Source organism: Burkholderia sp. AU39826 (assembly GCF_020419965.1).
In the GTDB taxonomy this organism is placed as follows: domain Bacteria; phylum Pseudomonadota; class Gammaproteobacteria; order Burkholderiales; family Burkholderiaceae; genus Burkholderia; species Burkholderia semiarida.
Map to the genome: position 1 here is coordinate 60,486 of NZ_JAIZQG010000015.1, position 16,715 is coordinate 77,200.

15 protein-coding genes are annotated in these 16,715 nt (G+C 68.2%); 3 read left to right on the plus strand and 12 right to left on the minus strand.

Annotated elements, in window-relative coordinates; genetic code table 11:
* Positions 1-18: 18 nt before the first annotated feature.
* From leuS to LGM42_RS23015, 5 genes are all read right to left on the minus strand, one after another.
* Positions 19-2,613, minus strand: a complete 2,595-nt coding sequence (gene leuS, locus LGM42_RS22995; RefSeq protein WP_089464532.1) for a leucine--tRNA ligase — start codon at positions 2,611-2,613, stop codon at positions 19-21.
* A gap of 182 nt (positions 2,614-2,795) precedes the next feature.
* A complete protein-coding gene (locus LGM42_RS23000) occupies positions 2,796-3,251 on the minus strand; it encodes an ExbD/TolR family protein (RefSeq protein WP_060312638.1) in 456 nt (151 codons plus the stop codon).
* Positions 3,252-3,275: 24 nt separating this feature from the next.
* Complete coding sequence (locus LGM42_RS23005; RefSeq protein ID WP_059581034.1) at positions 3,276-3,944, minus strand: MotA/TolQ/ExbB proton channel family protein; 669 nt, start codon at positions 3,942-3,944, stop codon at positions 3,276-3,278.
* Between the two features lie 19 nt (positions 3,945-3,963).
* Positions 3,964-4,761 (minus strand): 4-hydroxy-tetrahydrodipicolinate reductase, encoded by a 798-nt coding sequence (gene dapB, locus LGM42_RS23010; RefSeq protein WP_059581032.1) that lies wholly within the window; start codon positions 4,759-4,761, stop codon positions 3,964-3,966.
* Positions 4,762-4,826: 65 nt separating this feature from the next.
* Positions 4,827-5,624, minus strand: a complete 798-nt coding sequence (locus tag LGM42_RS23015; RefSeq protein WP_226233266.1) for an outer membrane protein assembly factor BamE — start codon at positions 5,622-5,624, stop codon at positions 4,827-4,829.
* 141 nt (positions 5,625-5,765) lie between these two features.
* Here LGM42_RS23015 and fur point away from each other — a divergent pair, with 141 nt between their 5' ends.
* Entirely contained in the window at positions 5,766-6,194 is a 429-nt protein-coding gene (gene fur, locus LGM42_RS23020; protein WP_006400349.1) for a ferric iron uptake transcriptional regulator, read from the plus strand.
* 93 nt (positions 6,195-6,287) lie between these two features.
* Here fur and LGM42_RS23025 read toward each other — a convergent pair whose 3' ends face one another.
* From LGM42_RS23025 to LGM42_RS23035, 3 genes are all read right to left on the minus strand, one after another.
* Positions 6,288-6,821 carry an ureidoglycolate lyase gene (locus LGM42_RS23025; RefSeq protein WP_226233267.1) on the minus strand — a complete coding sequence of 178 codons (534 nt, stop codon included), beginning with the start codon at positions 6,819-6,821 and terminating at the stop codon, positions 6,288-6,290.
* A 14-nt stretch (positions 6,822-6,835) separates the two neighbouring features.
* The gene (alc, locus tag LGM42_RS23030; protein ID WP_226233268.1) at positions 6,836-7,843 is read right to left on the minus strand and encodes an allantoicase; all 1,008 of its coding nucleotides are present in this window, start codon (positions 7,841-7,843) and stop codon (positions 6,836-6,838) included.
* A gap of 130 nt (positions 7,844-7,973) precedes the next feature.
* On the minus strand, positions 7,974-9,293 hold the full coding sequence (locus tag LGM42_RS23035; RefSeq protein ID WP_226233269.1) for a C4-dicarboxylate transporter DctA: 1,320 nt from the start codon (positions 9,291-9,293) through the stop codon (positions 7,974-7,976).
* 210 nt (positions 9,294-9,503) lie between these two features.
* On the opposite strand from LGM42_RS23035, the gene LGM42_RS23040 reads away from it, so the two are divergent.
* Positions 9,504-10,226, plus strand: coding sequence for a FadR/GntR family transcriptional regulator (locus LGM42_RS23040; RefSeq protein WP_179231710.1), 723 nt, complete (start codon positions 9,504-9,506; stop codon positions 10,224-10,226).
* Positions 10,227-10,476: 250 nt separating this feature from the next.
* Here LGM42_RS23040 and LGM42_RS23045 read toward each other — a convergent pair whose 3' ends face one another.
* The gene (locus LGM42_RS23045; protein ID WP_226233270.1) at positions 10,477-11,535 is read right to left on the minus strand and encodes an L-idonate 5-dehydrogenase; all 1,059 of its coding nucleotides are present in this window, start codon (positions 11,533-11,535) and stop codon (positions 10,477-10,479) included.
* Between the two features lie 13 nt (positions 11,536-11,548).
* Entirely contained in the window at positions 11,549-12,322 is a 774-nt protein-coding gene (locus LGM42_RS23050; RefSeq protein WP_226233271.1) for an SDR family NAD(P)-dependent oxidoreductase, read from the minus strand.
* Positions 12,323-12,474: 152 nt separating this feature from the next.
* On the opposite strand from LGM42_RS23050, the gene LGM42_RS23055 reads away from it, so the two are divergent.
* Entirely contained in the window at positions 12,475-13,365 is an 891-nt protein-coding gene (locus LGM42_RS23055; protein WP_226233272.1) for a LysR family transcriptional regulator, read from the plus strand.
* A gap of 77 nt (positions 13,366-13,442) precedes the next feature.
* Here LGM42_RS23055 and gap read toward each other — a convergent pair whose 3' ends face one another.
* Both gap and tkt read right to left on the minus strand, forming a co-directional pair.
* Complete coding sequence (gene gap / locus LGM42_RS23060; RefSeq protein WP_060312631.1) at positions 13,443-14,453, minus strand: type I glyceraldehyde-3-phosphate dehydrogenase; 1,011 nt, start codon at positions 14,451-14,453, stop codon at positions 13,443-13,445.
* 87 nt (positions 14,454-14,540) lie between these two features.
* Positions 14,541-16,613: a transketolase gene (gene tkt, locus LGM42_RS23065; protein WP_226233273.1), complete on the minus strand. Its 2,073-nt coding sequence runs from the start codon at positions 16,611-16,613 to the stop codon at positions 14,541-14,543.
* Between the last annotated feature and the right edge of the window lie 102 nt (positions 16,614-16,715).

Below are 16,715 nucleotides of genomic sequence, written 5' to 3' on the forward strand. Positions count from 1 at the left end.
CCCGACGGCCCGCGGCCGTCAGACGACGATGTTCACGAGGCGGCCCGGCACGACGACGATCTTCTTCGCCGGCTTGCCGTCGCTGAATTTCGCGAATGCCTCGTCGGCCACCGCCGCCGCTTCGATCGCGTCGCGGCTCGCGTCCTTCGCGACCTTCAGCGCGCCGCGCACCTTGCCGTTCACCTGCAGCACGAGTTCGATCTCGGCCTGCTCGAGCGCGGCCTCGTCGACCTTCGGCCACGGCGCATCGAGCAGCGGACCGAATTCGTCCGCGTAGCCGAGCGCCTTCCACAGCTCGAACGTGATGTGCGGCACGACCGGGTACAGCACGCGCAGCAGCACGCCGTAGGTTTCGCGCAGCACGGCGGGCGTCGCGCCCTTCGCGCCGTCGATCGCGTTCAGCATCTTCATCGCGGCCGACACGACCGTGTTGTACTGCAGGCGCTGGTAGTCGAAATCGGCCTGCTTCAGCACGCTGTAGATCTCGCGGCGCAGCGCCTTGTCGGCGTCACCCAGCGCGGCGGCATCGAAGCCCGCGCGGGCCGCGAGCGCTTCGCGGTTGCCGAAGCCGAAGCTCCACACGCGGCGCAGGAAGCGGCTCGCGCCCTCGACGCCCGCGCCCGACCACTCGAGCTGCTGCTCCGGCGGCGCCGCGAACATCGTGAACAGGCGCGCGGTATCGGCGCCGTACTGGTCGATCAGCAGTTGCGGATCGACGCCGTTGTTCTTCGACTTCGACATCTTCTCGATGCCGCCGAGCACGACCGGCTGGCCGTCCGCATTCAGCGTCGCGCCGACCGGGCGGCCCTTGTCGTCGTGCGTGACCGTCACGTCGAGCGGGTTGTACCAGGTCTTCTTGCCCGCCGCGTCCTCGCGGTAGTACGTCTCATTCAGCACCATCCCCTGCGTGAGCAGGTTCTTCGCCGGCTCGCCGAACTTCACGAGGCCGAGGTCGCGCATCACCTTGGTCCAGAAGCGCGAATACAGCAGGTGCAGGATCGCGTGCTCGATGCCGCCGATGTATTGATCCATCGGCATCCAGTAATCGGTGCGCGCGTCGACCATGGTCTCGGCGTCCGGCGCCGTGTAGCGCGAGAAGTACCACGACGAATCGACGAAGGTGTCCATCGTGTCGGTTTCGCGCTTCGCCGCCGCGCCGCACTTGGGACACGTGCAGTTCAGGAACGCTTCGGACTTCGCGAGCGGGTTGCCCGTGCCGTCCGGCACGAGGTCTTCCGGCAGCACGACCGGCAGGTCCGCTTCCGGCACCGGCACGTCGCCGCACGACGGGCAGTGGATGATCGGGATCGGCGTGCCCCAGTAGCGCTGGCGCGACACGCCCCAGTCGCGCAGGCGCCACGTGACCTGCTTGTCGCCGAAGCCGCCGGCCTTCAGGTCGGCCGCGACCGCGTCCACCGCTTCCGTGTAGCGCAGGCCGTCGTACTTGCCGCTGTTCACGCAGACCGCGGTTTCCTTGTCGCCGTACCACTCCTGCCATGCGTCGAGCGAGTACGTCTGCCCTTCGCTCGCGATCACCTGCTTGATCGGCAGATCGTATTTCTTCGCGAACGCGAAATCGCGCTCGTCGTGGCCCGGCACGCCCATCACCGCGCCTTCGCCATAGCTCATCAGCACGTAGTTGCCGATCCACACCTCGACCGGCTCGCCGGTCAGCGGGTGCTTGACCGAGAAGCCGGTCGCGACGCCCTTCTTCTCCATCGTCGCGACGTCGGCCTCGGCGACGCCGCCGCGCTTGCATTCGTCGATGAACGCGAGCAGCTCCGGCTTGTCCTGCGCGAGACGCGTGGCGAGCGGGTGCTCGGCCGCGATCGCGCAGAACGTGACGCCCATGATCGTGTCGGCGCGCGTCGTGAACACGCGCAGCAGCTTCTGCTCGCCGTCGAGTTCGTACGGGAAGCCGAAGTTCACGCCGAAGCTCTTGCCGATCCAGTTCTGCTGCATGATCTTCACGCGCTCGGGCCAGCCGAGGCCGTCGAGGTCGTTCAGCAGCTCATCCGCGTACTGCGTGATGCGCAGGTAGTACATCGGGATCTCGCGCTTCTCGACGAGCGCGCCGGAGCGCCAGCCGCGGCCGTCGATCACCTGCTCGTTCGCGAGCACGGTCTGGTCGACCGGGTCCCAGTTCACGGTGCCCGTCTTCTTGTACGCGATGCCCTTCTCAAGCATCTTCAGGAACAGCCACTGGTTCCACTTGTAGTAGTCGGGCTTGCACGTCGCGATTTCGCGCGACCAGTCGATCGCGAGGCCCATCGACTGCATCTGGCCCTTCATGTAGTCGATGTTGTCGTAGGTCCACTTCGCGGGCGGCACGCCGTTCGCCATCGCGGCGTTCTCGGCCGGCATCCCGAACGCGTCCCAGCCCATCGGCATCAGCGTGTTGTAGCCGTTCATCCGCAGATAGCGGTACATCACGTCGTTGATCGTGTAGTTGCGCACGTGACCCATGTGCAGCTTGCCGGACGGGTACGGCAGCATCGACACGCAGTAGAACTTCGGCTTCTGCGAATCTTCCTTCGTCTTGTAGGCATCGGCTGCGCGCCAGTCGCCCTGGGCGGCGGCTTCGACGTCGGCGGGTACGTATCTCTCGTGCATGGTGTGGTTCGGGCTAGGCTTTAAGCGGCGCGACGGCTCGCGCGCAGGATTGGATCGAAATCGTGCGTGCCCGGCGCGGGAACGGGCTGAGCGGTTCCGGGCCGGGAAAAACGTCGATTATACCGCCCGTGCGGGCCCGCACGGCCGGTCTCTCGCGGGCCGGGGCCCGCAACGACGGCGTATCAGGGTTTCGCGCCGGCGGCGGGCGGCACGGCGCCGCCGGCCGGCGGCACGTCGGTCACGAAGCCGATCCGCGTGAGGCCCGCGGCCTGCGCGGCGCCCATCACTTGCGCGATCACGTCGTAGCGCGTCGCGCGCGACGCGCGCAGCCGCAACTCGGGCGGCGCGGCGCCCGCGGCGGCGGCCCGGAAGCGCGCGGGCAGCGCGTCGAGCGCCACGGGCGCGTCGTCCCAGTAAAGCTTGCCCGCGTCGTCGATCGACAGCGTGACGGATTGCGGCGTGTCGCGCGCGACGCTCGCCGCCACCTTCGGCAGGTCGAGCCGGATCGCGTGCGTCATCAGCGGCGCGGTGATGATGAAGATGACGAGCAGCACGAGCATCACGTCGATCAGCGGCGTCATGTTGATCTCCGCCATCGGCGCGGACGTCTTGTGGTGCTCGAGCCCGCCGAATGCCATGGTCGTTCCTCCGGGGCCGGCGCGTCAGGCGCCCTGCGCGCACACGAATACGTGCAGATCGCGCGCGAAGCCGTCGAGTTCCTCGGCAAGCTGCCGGACGAGCCGGCCGAGGATGTTGTACGCGAGCACCGCGGGAATCGCGACGACCAGCCCGAACGCGGTCATGATCAGCGCCTCGCCCACCGGGCCCGCGACGTTCTCGATCTGCGCCTGCCCGCTCGCGGCGATGCTGCCGAGCGCGTGGTAGATACCCCACACGGTGCCGAGCAGCCCGACGAACGGCGCGGTGCTGCCGATCGACGCGAGCAGCACCTGGCCGAATTCGAGGCGCCGCTGCGAGCGCAGCATCGCGTGCCGCAACGCGCGCAGCACGCGTTCGCCGCGCTCGACGCGCGCGGCCAGCGCGGCCGGGTCGTGGTCGTCGGCCGCGTCGCGCGCGGCTTCGGCGAGCGGCACGAACACGCGCTCGCGATCGGCGCCGGCCAGCGCGGCGATGCCCGCGTCGAGCGACGGCGCGCGCCAGAACGCGGCGAGCGCGCGCGGCCCCTGCCGCTTCGCGCGGACCAGCAGCCAGGCTTTCATGAAGAGGAAGCACCAGCTGGCGACGGACATCGCCAGCAGCACATAGGCGACGGCGTGCGTGATCGCATCGCCGCTTTCGAGGTAGTGGACAACGCCGGTGGGAATCGCCATCGGAGTTTCCTCGCGGGTGTCAGCGCAGGCCGAGCACGTCCTGCATGTCGAACAGGCCGGCGCCGCGCGCCGACAGGAAGCGCACCGCACGCAACGCGCCCTGCGCGTACGACACGCGGCTCGACGACTTGTGCGTGATCTCGATGCGCTCGCCGATCCCGGCGAACAGCACGGTGTGATCGCCGACGATATCGCCGCCGCGCACCGCGGCAAAGCCGATCGACGACGGATCGCGCTCGCCCGTCACGCCGTGGCGGCCGTACACCGCGCAGTCGTCGAGCGAGCGGCCGAGCGCGCCGGCGACGGCTTCGCCCATCATCAGCGCGGTGCCCGACGGTGCGTCGACCTTGTGGCGGTGATGCGCCTCGATGATCTCGATGTCGTAGCCGTGCGAAAAATGCTTCGCCGCGAATTCAAGGAGCTTCAGCGTGACGTTCACGCCGACGCTCATGTTCGCCGCGAACACGATGCCGATCTTGCCCGCGGCGGCCTGCAACTCGGCCTTCTGCTCGGCGGTGAAGCCGGTCGTGCCGATCACGAGCTTCACGTCGTGGCGCAGCGCGGCCTCGATGTGGGCCATCGTGCCTTCCGGACGCGTGAAATCGATCAGATAGTCGGCCTGCGCGAACACGGCGTCGAGATCGTCGGTCAGCTTGATCCCGGTGTCCTTGCCGAGAAACGCACCGGCGTCCTGGCCGAGGAACGGCGAACCGGCGCGGTCGAGCGCGCCGACGAGCTGCGCGTCGGCATCGTTGAGAACGGCTTCGATCAGCATCCGGCCCATTCGGCCCGATGCGCCGGCAATCGCAATCTTCATGGCTTTCTACACGACAGGTCTAAAGGCGGGCGGCGCATGCCGCCCCGTTTCCGCACGCCGGCCGCTTACTGCGCCGGTGCGGTGAGCGGCTGGTTCTGCAGGTTGTCCGAGCCTTGCGGGCCGACCGGCGGCGACGCCTCGTTCGACACGTTCGGCTGCGGCGGACGATGGAACTGGAACTGCGGCTGGATCGCCGGCGCGGCGCCCGGCGGCTGGCCGCCCGGCACCGGCGCGCCGCCCGAGGCCTGCGCGGCCGGCGTGAACCGGCGCGACGCCGCACCCTGCCCCGACACCTGGTTGGTCGCGCGGTTCGCCGCGCGCGCCGCCTGGGCGTTCGCATCCTGGTCGACCACCGCGCCCGGCGCCGGCTCGGTGGCCGGGCTCGCGGCGGCGGCAGCCTGCGCGGCGCTCGCGGCCGCAGCGGCTTCGGACGCCTTCTTCGCCGCGGCAGCGGCCTTCGCCTTCTTGCCGCCGCGGTCGCCGTCGATGTCGGCCAGCAGGTCGAGCTCGGACGGCAGATTGTCGGCGCCGGTCCAGCTCGCGACGCGATCGCCCGAGAAGTTGATGACGAGGTCGCGCTGCTGGACGATCGACGTCGAGCCGCGCTTGAAGTAGAAGAGGTAATCCCAGCGATCCGCGTGGAACATGTCCGCCAGCAGCGGCGTGCCGAGCAGCGCGCGGACCTGCTCGCGCGTCATGCCGACCTGCAGCTGGGCGGCCTTCTCCTGCGACACGAAGTTGCCTTGCACGACGGTGATCCGATACGGCGTGATGCTCTGCGCGATGCGCTGCGTCACGCTGTCGTACGACGAACAACCCGCCAGCGCGACAACGGCGGCGGCAGCGATGATGGCACTCCGCATGCGACTCCTCTGAAAGTGCGAAAGCGATTCTGGGATCATTTCCTTCACCGTGCTGGCCCGCGTACAGGCCGCGCGTATATCTGGAACGGCGAAAAGCCGGTAACATTGAAGCCCTGCATTGTACTCTAGGGATGCCTAGCCATGACCAATCCGACGGATCTCAAGAATATCGGGCTAAAGGCCACCCTACCGCGCCTCAAGATTCTCGAGATCTTCCAGCAGAGCCCCGTGCGCCACCTGACGGCCGAAGACGTCTACCGCAACCTGCTCAACGAACAGCTCGACATCGGGCTCGCCACCGTCTATCGCGTGCTCACGCAGTTCGAGCAGGCCGGCCTGCTGTCGCGCAGCAACTTCGAATCCGGCAAGGCGGTGTTCGAGCTGAACGAAGGCTCGCACCACGACCACCTCGTGTGCCTCGATTGCGGCCGCGTCGAGGAATTCTTCGACGCCGAGATCGAGAGCCGCCAGCAGGCGATCGCGAAGGAGCGCGGCTTCCGGCTCCAGGAGCACTCGCTCGCGATGTACGGTTCGTGCACAACCGAGAACTGCCCGCACCGCAAGCACTGAATCGCGCCACCCGCGCACGCGGCACGGCCCGGCCGGCATCTCGCCGCCCGGGCCGTGTGCTTTTTCGGCGCGCCTGCCGCGCGCCGGGAATGCTTACGAAAGCCCTTCGGCACCCGCGCAGGCCGGCTCGAACGCCAGCGCCCACGCGTGCTCCAGCGGGATCTCGTCGCAGTTCGGCTGCGGCCCGCCGCGATCGACGATCACGAAATCGCTGACCGCGTCGAGCGCGAGCAGCGGATGATGCCAGACGCCCTTCGCATAATTGACGCCCTGCCAGCCCTCGGCCAGGAACGCGCGCATCGCATCGGGCCGGAACTCGCCGGCCGGCGCGACGACGATCGCATAACGCGACACGGCCGCGAGCGGGATGAACGCCTGGCTGCCGTGCGGATGGCGCTCCATCAGCGTGATCGCCACCGGCAGCGCGCGCGGCTGCGCGCGAAACACGCTGACGAGCGGCCGGCCGCCGTCCGCGCACACGTCGATCGTCGCGAGATCGTGAAAGCGCTCGGTCGTGCCGCCGTTGATCGGGAAATGCCGCGCGCCTTCGAGCGCGATCACGTCGCCGAACGGCGCGAACGCTTCGCGGGTCAGGCGCTCGACGCGCAGGATCGGAGTTCCGCTCATGCCGCCCCCCTCCCTCAAGCCGGCTCGCCCCACAGACGCAGGCGCGACACGCCGCCGTCCGGGAAGATGTTGAACCGCACGTGCGTGACGGGGCCGAGCGCCGCGAGCGCGTCGAACGTGTGCACGTGGTCCATCTGCAGCTTCTGCTCGCCGAGCAGTTCGGCCCAGAACATCGCCTGCGTGACGAGCGAATCGTCGGTGCCGCCCGTGACATGCGCGGCCTGCAGCGAGCAGCGGTCGGGGAAATTGCCCTTGAAGAACGCCGTATCGACCTCGACGCGCCGGATGATGCCCGGCCGCGCGAGCGCGACGATCGCCCAGTCGTTGCCGGGCTCGCGGCGGCGCCGCGTTTCCCAGCCGTCGCCCATGTTCACGCCGCGCACCGGCATCAGCATCTGCGAGGCCGGGCCGAAGTGCTGGTTGTTCGCGGCCACCAGGTAGCCGCCGTTCTCGATCGCCGCGAGATCGACGAGCTCGCCGGCCGGCACGCGGCGCCAGTCGCGCTGCGGCTGGCCGTACACGCGCAGCCGCGCAAGCCCGCCGTCCGGGTACAGGTTCACGCGCAGATGCGTGACCGGCCGCGCATCGTCGACGCTCACGTAATGGTGCGAATTGCCCTGCAGCGTCGTCGCGGGCACGATCGTGCGCCATTCGGCGTCGTCGGGCGGCGTGTCGCCGTCCACCGCGCAGGCCTCGATCGACGCGGCCGGCGGAAAGTTGCCGGTGAAGTGGCTCGTATCGAGGTCGACGCCGTAAATCACGCCCGGCCGCGCGAGGCGCACCACGCAGAAGTCATGGCCGGTCGTGCGCTTGCGGCGCGTTTCCCAGCCGTCCATCCACTTGCCGTGGTCGTCGTACTTGCCGGGAATGAACACGGCCGGCTCGGGATTGAGCATGCGCTCCTTCGGCGCGAAGAATTCGTCGCTGGCAAAGAGCGCCTGCGCGCCCAGGCGCGGGTCGGCGAGGTTCATGTAGCGCCGCGTGAAAGCCGGCGCGTTCGGATCGAGGATGGGGGCTGCCATGTCGTCTCCATTGTTTTGAGAAGCGCCGGCGCTTCGGCGCGCCGGCCGCGTGAAGGTCGGTCGCGCGGGGTGGCCGGGGGGCCGGCCAAGGGCGCCTGGCCGGGGAACCCGCGCCGCACGAGCGTCGGGGTCAGAGCGCGTGGGCCTGGTCGCCTGCGACGGGGGCGGCGCTGCCGGGCGCGTCGGCCACGTAGCGCAGTTCGCGATTCAGCACGCGCGTCGCGCGGGCGCGGTCGATGTCGTTCTCCCACACCGCGACCACCACCGTCGCGACGCAGTTGCCGATCAGGTTGGTCAGCGCGCGGGCGATGCCGACGAACCAGTCGACCGGCAGGATCAGCACGAGGCCGAGCACGGGAATCGCGGGAATCGCCGACAGCGTCGCCGCGAGGATCACGATGGCCGAGCCCGGGATGCCGTGCGCGCCCTTCGACGTGACGAGCGACACGAGCAGCACGACGATCAGGTCGTGCGTGGACAGCGGCGTGTTGGTGGCCTGCGCGATGAACAGCACGGCGAGCGTCAGGTAGATCGAGAAGCCGTCGAGGTTGAACGAATAGCCGGTCGGGATCACGAGGCCGACGGTCGAATCCTTGATGCCCATGTATTCGAGCTTGCTCATCACCTGCGGCAGCACCGCGTCGGACGACGCCGTGCCGAGCACGATCGACAGCTCCTCGCGCAGGTAGCGGATCAGCTTGAACACGGAGAAGCCCGCGAGCCGCATCACCACGCCGAGCACGACCGTGACGAACACGAAGCAGCTCAGGTAGAACACCGCGACCAGATAGCCGAGCTGCTTGAGCGACGCGACGCCGTACTTGCCGGTCGTGAACGCGATCGCGCCGAGCACGCCGAGCGGCGCGAGCTTGATGATGAAGCCGATGATCCGGAAGAACACGTGCGACAGCTCCTCGATCAGCGAATTGACGCGCTGCGCCTTGTCGCCGAGCAGCGACAGCGCCGAGCCGAACAGCACCGCGAACACGAGGATCTGCAGGATGTCGCCCTTCGCGAACGCGTCGATCGCGGTCTCGGGGATGATCTTCATCAGGTAGCCGGCCGTGTCCTTCAGGCTTTCGGCGTTCTTCGCGTACGTCGACAGCGACGCCGCGTCGAGCGAGCGCAGGTCGATGTTCATCCCGACGCCCGGGCGCGTGAACCACGCGAGCACGAGCCCGATGCCGAGCGCGAGCGTCGTCATCACCTCGAAGTAGACGACGGCCTTCAGGCCGACCCGGCCGACCTTCTTCAGGTCGCCCGCGTTGGCCATCCCGCTCACCACGACGCAGAACACGATCGGGCCGATCACCATCTTGATGAGCTTCAGGAAGCCGTCGCCGAGCGGACGCAGCGACTCGGCGAAGTGCGGGAAGAACGCGCCGAGCGCGACCCCCAGTATCAAGGCGACGACTACCCGGCCAAACAGCGAATTAAGGAATTTCGACACGGCGCTCTCCCGATCCAACGGTTGCAGTTTCGTCTGTTCATACTGGTAAGACCAGTAATGTTATGGTGGATAGTAGGAAGCCGATATAGTGGCGTCAAGGACGGACAAAATAGGGATTTCCCGCCCCCGCGCCCGTGCTTCCGGGGCCCTAAAGGGGGCGGATCGTGGCTTTCCCGTACGGCCGCGTGCACCGCGTGCGTGCGGATTACAATGCCGGTCAGACCGGCCATCGTTCACATCATGAGAAATGTTCCGCATACCGTGACCGACGCCGCCATCGCGACGATCCGCGACCGGATCGAGGCAGGCGTGTATCCGGTCGGCAGCCTGCTGCCGGCCCAGCGCCAGCTCTCCGAGGAGCTGGAGATCAGCCGCGCGTCGCTGCGCGAGGCGCTGTCGACGCTCGAGGCGCTCGGGATGCTGCGCATCCGCGCGGGCAAGGGCGTGTACGTCGAAAGCGCGCAGGCGTCGGCCGCGCATCCGTGGCAATTCGCCGAGCAGTCGTCGCCGCCCGACACCTACCAGATGCGCTATGCGCTCGAAGGCTTCGCCGCGCGGATGGCCGCGCACGTCGTCAGCGACGCAGACATCGCATGGTTCGAGGACAACCTCGCGGACCTGCACGTCGCGCTGACCGACAGCGCGCTCGACGAGGCATCGCGGCTCGACTTCGACTTCCACATGCGGATCATCCATCTGGCCGGCAACGCGGCGATCGAGTCGATCCTGCGCAGCAGTGCGGACATCATGAAGGAAAGCCAGCGCATGCCGTTCTACCGGCGCGAACTGCTGCTGTCGACGTGGCACGAGCACCGCGCGATCGTCGACGCGCTGATCGCGCGCGATGCGGCCGCCGCCGGCACCGCGATCGAAACGCACATCGCGAACGCCGCGCAGCGCGCGGGCGTCTTCTTCCCGACACCCGGCGCGTAATCTTTCCGCGCCGCGGCGCGGCCTTCCTCCCGGCCGTACCGGTCACCGTTCCGACGGATCGCGCTACGCGAGCACGCGCTCGATGAAGGCGCGCCGGGACGCTGCGGCACGCGGCGGGTCACGCAGTGATGCGGCAGGCCGGCAATCCGGCAGTCCGTTTCCACCGCACGACAAAAAGGCACGCACCGCGCATCGCGGGCGTGCCTTTTTGCCAAGGGCGCTGCTGCCGTCGCGCGCTAACGCTGCCCCGTCACGCGGCCTCGTTCGCGAAATCGATCAGCACCTTCATCGCACGCTGGCGATCGCCGGCCAGTTCGAACGCGAGGTTCGCATCACGCATCGGGAACACGCGCGTGACGGCCGGCCGCAGGTCGACGCGCCCCGCGTTGATCAGTTGCACCGCCAGCGCGAATTCCGCGTGAAAGCGGAACGAGCCGCAGATCGACAGTTCCTTCGCGACCACGACGTTCTGCGGCAGACTCACGTCGCCGCCGAGCCCGAGCTGCACGACGACGCCGCGCGGCCGCATCACGTCCAGCCCGTCGCGCAGCGCGCGCGCATTGCCCGAACACTCGATCATCACGTCGAACGTGCCCTTGTCGGCGCTGTAGCGCTCGACCCAGCCGGCATCGGCGGCCGCGTTGATCGTGCGGTCCGCGCCGAGCGCGCTCGCCACCGCGAGCGGCGCGTCGACGACATCGGTCGCGACGATCTCCGCGGCGCCGTGCACGCGCGCGGCCGCGATCGCCAGCACGCCGATCGGCCCGCACCCCGACACGAGCACGCGCTTGCCGATCAGCGGGCCCGCGCGCGACACCGCATGCAGGCCGACCGCGAACGGCTCGGCGAGCGCCGCGAGCGACAGCGGCACGTGATCGGCGACCTTCACGCACTGCACCGCGTCGCACACGAGCGCATTGCGGAACGCACCCTGCACGTGCGGCATCCGCATCGCGCTGCCGTAGAAGCGCATGTCGAGACACTGGTTCGGCAGCCCTTCGAGACAGTAGCGGCAGGCGCCGCACGGCCGGCTCGGGTTGACCGCGACGCGATCGCCGGCTTTCACCGACGTCACGTCCGGCGCCACTTCAGCGACGGTGCCGGCGACCTCGTGGCCGAGCACCATCGGCTGCTGCAGCCGGATCGCGCCGAAGCCGCCATGCCGGAAGTAATGCAGGTCGGAGCCGCAGATGCCGCCCATCGCGACGTCGACGCGCACCTGGCCCGGGCCGATCTCGCCCGCGTCCTGCTCCTCGACCCGCAGGTCGTTCGGCCCGTGGATCACGACACACATGCAACGCATACGCATGACACGCTCCTGGTTAGACGGCACTCGTCAGCCCGCCGTCGACGAACAACGTCTGGCCGTTCACGAAATCGGACGCGGCCGACGCGAGGAAGATCGCCGCGCCGCACAGTTCGTCGACCTGCCCCCAGCGGCCGGCCGGCGTGCGCTTGCACAGCCAGTCGGAAAACGCCGCGTCGTCGACCAGCGCGCGATTCAGCTCGGTTTCGAAATAGCCGGGCGCGAGGCCGTTCGCCTGGATGCCGTGGCGCGCCCAGTCGGCGCACATTCCTTTGGTCAGCATCCGCACCGCGCCCTTGGTCGCCGCATACGGCGCGATCGTCGGCCGCGCAAGCTCGCTCTGCACCGAGCAGATGTTGATGATCTTGCCGCGACCGCGCGCGATCATGTGCCGCGCGACCGCCTGCGCGACGTTGAACACGCCGTCGAGATTCACGCGCATCAGCGCATGCCAGTCGTCCGGGTCGAATGCGTCGAGCGGCGCGCGGCGCTGGATGCCTGCGTTGTTCACGAGGATGTCGATCGCGCCGACGCGCGCCTCGAAGTCGTCGATCGCCGTGCGTACCTGCGCGTGCTCGGCCACGTCGAACACCGCATGGTCGGCCGCGAAGCCTTCGTCGCGGAACTGGCGCGCGAGCGTCGCGGCCTTCTCTTCATTGCGATCGTTGATGACGATCGCCGCGCCGGCTTCCGCGAGCCCGCGAGCGAGCGTCAGCCCGATTCCGCGACCGGAACCGGTAATCAGCGCGCGGCGGCCGTCGAGGCGGAACCGGTCAAGCGCGTTAGCCATGGATGTCTCCTCGTGCCGGTCGAGCCGGCTGCCCATCGCGGCCGGTCTCGCATCGACGGTATCTTCGGCCGCCGGCCGGGTCCGCGCCAATGGTCTTTTTTGATCCGGTTATCATGAAAACTGATGACCGTCTTCTCTCATGCCCGCCGCCCATGGAACTCAAGCAATTGCGCGCCTTCGTCACGCTCGCGGAAGAGCTGCATTTCGGGCGCGCCGCGCAGCGCCTGTGCATCGTGCAGCCCGCGCTGAGCATGCAGATCAAGGCGCTCGAGGCGGAACTCGGCGCGCGCCTGTTCGAGCGCGACCGGCACAAGGTCGAATTGAGCGACACCGGGCGCGTGTTCCTGCCCGAAGCGCGCGCGACGCTGCAGCAGGCCGCGCGCGCGGAACAGATCGCGCGGCGGTCGAGCCGCGGCGAAATCGGCACGCTGCGGATCGCGTTCGTGTCGTCGGTATTGCCGGCGCTGTTGCCGGCCGTGCTGCGCACGATGCTCGAGCGCTATCCGTTGATCGCGCTCGAGCTGAAGGACATGCCCACGCCCGACCAGATCGCCGCGCTGCGCGAGCGCCGGATCGATTTCGGGATGATCCGGCTGCCGGCCGCCTACGCGGGCATCGACACGCGCGTGGTGCTCGAGGAGGGGTTCGTCGTCGCGCTGCCGCTGGACCATCCGCTGGCCGCGCACGACGCGATTTCACCGGCCGCGCTGCGCGGCCAGCCCACGTTCGTGCTCGCGCGCCGCTACGCGCCCGGCTTTCACGACGACATGCTGCTCGCGCTGAGCCGCGCGGGCACGACGCTCGAGATCGCGCAGGAGTTCGGCGAATTCACGACGATGCTCGCGCTCGTCGCGGCCGGGATGGGGATCGGGCTGATCCCGGCGCAAGCGGCCAGCGCGCTGCCGCCGAACGTGCTCGCGCGGCCGCTCGACCTGGCCGGTCACCGCAGCGGCATCGGGCTCGCGTGGACGGATCTCGACAGCCCGCTCAAGCGCGCGTTCGTCGATGCGATCGGGCAGGTGACGGCGAACGCCGGGCAATAAAAAACCCGGCCGGGAAACCCCGGGCCGGGCTCGTTCGCCACGCCGGCCGCCTTGCGGCGGCCGCGCAACGTGCTGGATTACTTCGCGTTCGCGAATGCGATTGCCGTATCGAGCATGCGGTTCGAGAAACCCCACTCGTTGTCGTACCAGCTCGACACCTTCACGAGACGGCCCGACACCTTGGTCAGCGTCGCGTCGAACGTCGACGAAGCCGGGTTGTGATTGAAGTCGATCGACACCAGCGGTGCGTCGTTGTAGCCGAGGATGCCCTTCAGCGCGCCTTCCGATGCTTCCTTCATGATCGCGTTGACTTCCTCGACCGTCGTGTCGCGCTTCGCGATAAACGACAGGTCGACGATCGACACATTGATCGTCGGGACGCGGATCGCGTAGCCGTCGAGCTTGCCGTTCAGTTCCGGCAGCACGAGGCCGACGGCCGATGCGGCACCCGTCTTCGTCGGGATCTGGCTGTGCGTGGCCGAACGCGCGCGGCGCAGGTCTTCGTGATAGACGTCCGTCAGCACCTGGTCGTTCGTGTACGCGTGGATCGTCGTCATCAGGCCGGTTTCGAGGCCGATCTTGTCGTTCAGCGGCTTGACGAGCGGCGCGAGGCAGTTCGTCGTGCACGATGCGTTCGAGATGACCGTGTGTTCGGCCTTCAGCACGTCGTGGTTCACGCCGTAGACGATCGTCGCGTCGACGTCCTTGCCGCCCGGCGCCGAGATGATTACCTTCTTCGCGCCGCCCTTCAGGTGCGCGCTCGCCTTTTCCTTCGTCGTGAAGAAGCCCGTGCATTCCATCACGACGTCGACACCCAGCTCGCCCCACGGCAGTTCGGCCGGGTTGCGGTTCGCGAGCACGCGGATCTTGTCGCCGTTCACGACGAGGTAGTCGCCGTCGACCGACACGTCGCCCGGGAACTTGCCGTGCGCGGTGTCGTACTGGGTCAGGTGCGCGTTGGTCTTCGCATCGCCCAGGTCGTTGATCGCGACGATCTCGAGATCGTGCTTCTTGCCGTTTTCATAGAACGCGCGCAGCGTGTTGCGGCCGATACGGCCGTAGCCGTTGATTGCGACGCGAATCGTCATGGTCTATCTCCTGATGGCTGAAAAAATTCGTTTCGTGCAGCTTCACGGTGCGACGCGCGCAACGGGTGGCGCGCGTCGCGTATGCTTTCAGGCCAGCACGGCCTTCACGGTCTCGACGACGTGCTCGACGGTGAAACCGAAGTACTTGAATAGCACGCCGGCCGACGCCGATTCGCCGAACGTGTCGATCCCGACGACGCCGCCCTCGAGGCCGACGTACTTGTGCCAGAAGCTCGTCACGCCCGCTTCGATCGCGACGCGGCGCACGCCGTGCGGCAGCACGCGTTCGCGGTATTCGGCGTCCTGGCGATCGAACACGTTGGTCGACGGCATCGACACGACGCGGGCCGCGATGCCCTGTTGCGCGAGCGGCTCGACGGCCTTCATCGCGAGTTCGACTTCCGAGCCCGTCGCGATCAGGATGATCTTGCGCGCGACGATTTCCTCGTCCCAGTCCTTCAGCACGTAGCCGCCCTTCTCGATGTTCGCGATCTGCGCATCGGTACGCGGGTTGAACGCAAGGTTCTGACGGCTGAAGATCAGGCTCGACGGACGATCGGCGGCGACCGCGTGGGTCCACGCGACGGCCGTCTCGACCGTGTCGGCCGGACGCCACACGTCGTGGTTCGGGATCAGGCGCAGGCTCGACACGTGCTCGATCGACTGGTGCGTCGGGCCGTCTTCGCCGAGGCCGATCGAATCGTGCGTGAACACGAAGATCGACGGCACCTTCATCAGCGCGGCCACGCGCAGCGCGTTGCGGCTGTAGTCGGAGAACGTCAGGAACGTGCCGCCGAACGGCTTGTGGCCGCCGTGCAGCGCGAGGCCGTTGATCGCGGCGCTCATGCCGAATTCGCGCACGCCGTAGTTGATGTGGTTGCCGAGCAGCACGCCCGCGCCTTCCGGATTCGCGCGCACCGCCTTCGACGCCTTCCAGTTGGTCAGGTTCGAGCCGGTCAGATCGGCCGAGCCGCCGAGCAGCTCGGGCAGCGCGGCGGCGAGGCCTTCGATCGCCTGCTGCGACGCCTTGCGGGTCGCGACCGTCTCGGCGCGCTCGTTCGCGCCGGCGATGATCGCCGCGGCCTTCTCGGCCCAGTCGGCCGGCAGCTTGTTCGCCATCCGGCGCTCGAATTCGGCCGCTTCGGCCGGGAACTTCGCGCGATAGGCCGCGAACGTCGCGTCCCATTCGGACTCGGCCCGCTTGCCGGCTTCCTTCGCGTCCCAGGCCGCATAGACTTCCTGAGGAATCACGAACGGCTCCCACTTCCAGCCGAGCGCTTCGCGCGTCTTCGCGATTTCTTCTGCGCCGAGCGCCGCGCCGTGCACGTCGTGGCCGCCGGCCTTGGTCGCCGCGCCCTTGCCGATCACCGTCTTGCAGCAGATCAGCGTCGGCTTGTCCGACAACTTCGCCTTCGCGATGGCCGCGTCGACCGCGTCGACGTCGTGGCCGTTCACGTTCGGGATCACGTTCCAGCCGTACGCTTCGAAGCGCTTCGGCGTGTCGTCGTGGAACCAGTTCACGACGTCGCCGTCGATCGAGATGCCGTTGTCGTCGTACAGCGCGATCAGCTTGTTCAGCTTCAGCGTGCCCGCGAGCGAGCAGGCTTCGTGCGAGATGCCTTCCATCAGGCAGCCGTCGCCGAGGAACACGTACGTGTGGTGATCGACGATCTTCGCGCCGTCACGGTTGAACTCGTCGGCCATCAGCGCTTCGCCGAGCGCCATGCCGACCGCGTTCGCGAGTCCCTGGCCGAGCGGGCCGGTGGTCGTCTCGACGCCCGGCGTGATCCCGTATTCGGGGTGGCCCGGCGTCTTCGAGTGCAGTTGGCGGAAGTTCTTCAGCTCTTCGATCGGCAGGTCGTAGCCGGTCAGGTGCAGCAGCGAGTACAGCAGCATCGAGCCATGGCCGTTCGACAGCACGAAACGGTCGCGGTCGGCCCAGTGCGGGTTCGCCGGGTTGTGCTTCAGATGGCGCGACCAGAGCGCGACGCCGATTTCGGCCATGCCCATCGGCATGCCCGGGTGGCCGGAGTTCGCTTGCTGGACGGCGTCCATCGCGAGCGCACGGATCGCGTTGGCCATCAAGGTGGTGGAGGCGGGAGACGAAGTCGTCATGTCGAGTCCGGAGAACGAGTCGAGGAAACGGGGGCACGGCGGCATCCGGAAGCTCGAGCGTCAATCGTTCCCGGCGCGCGGTGCGGCGCCTGACGGACGCGAAGCGGACGGAGCCAACGGACGGGGCTGCAAAGCTCGTCATTTTAA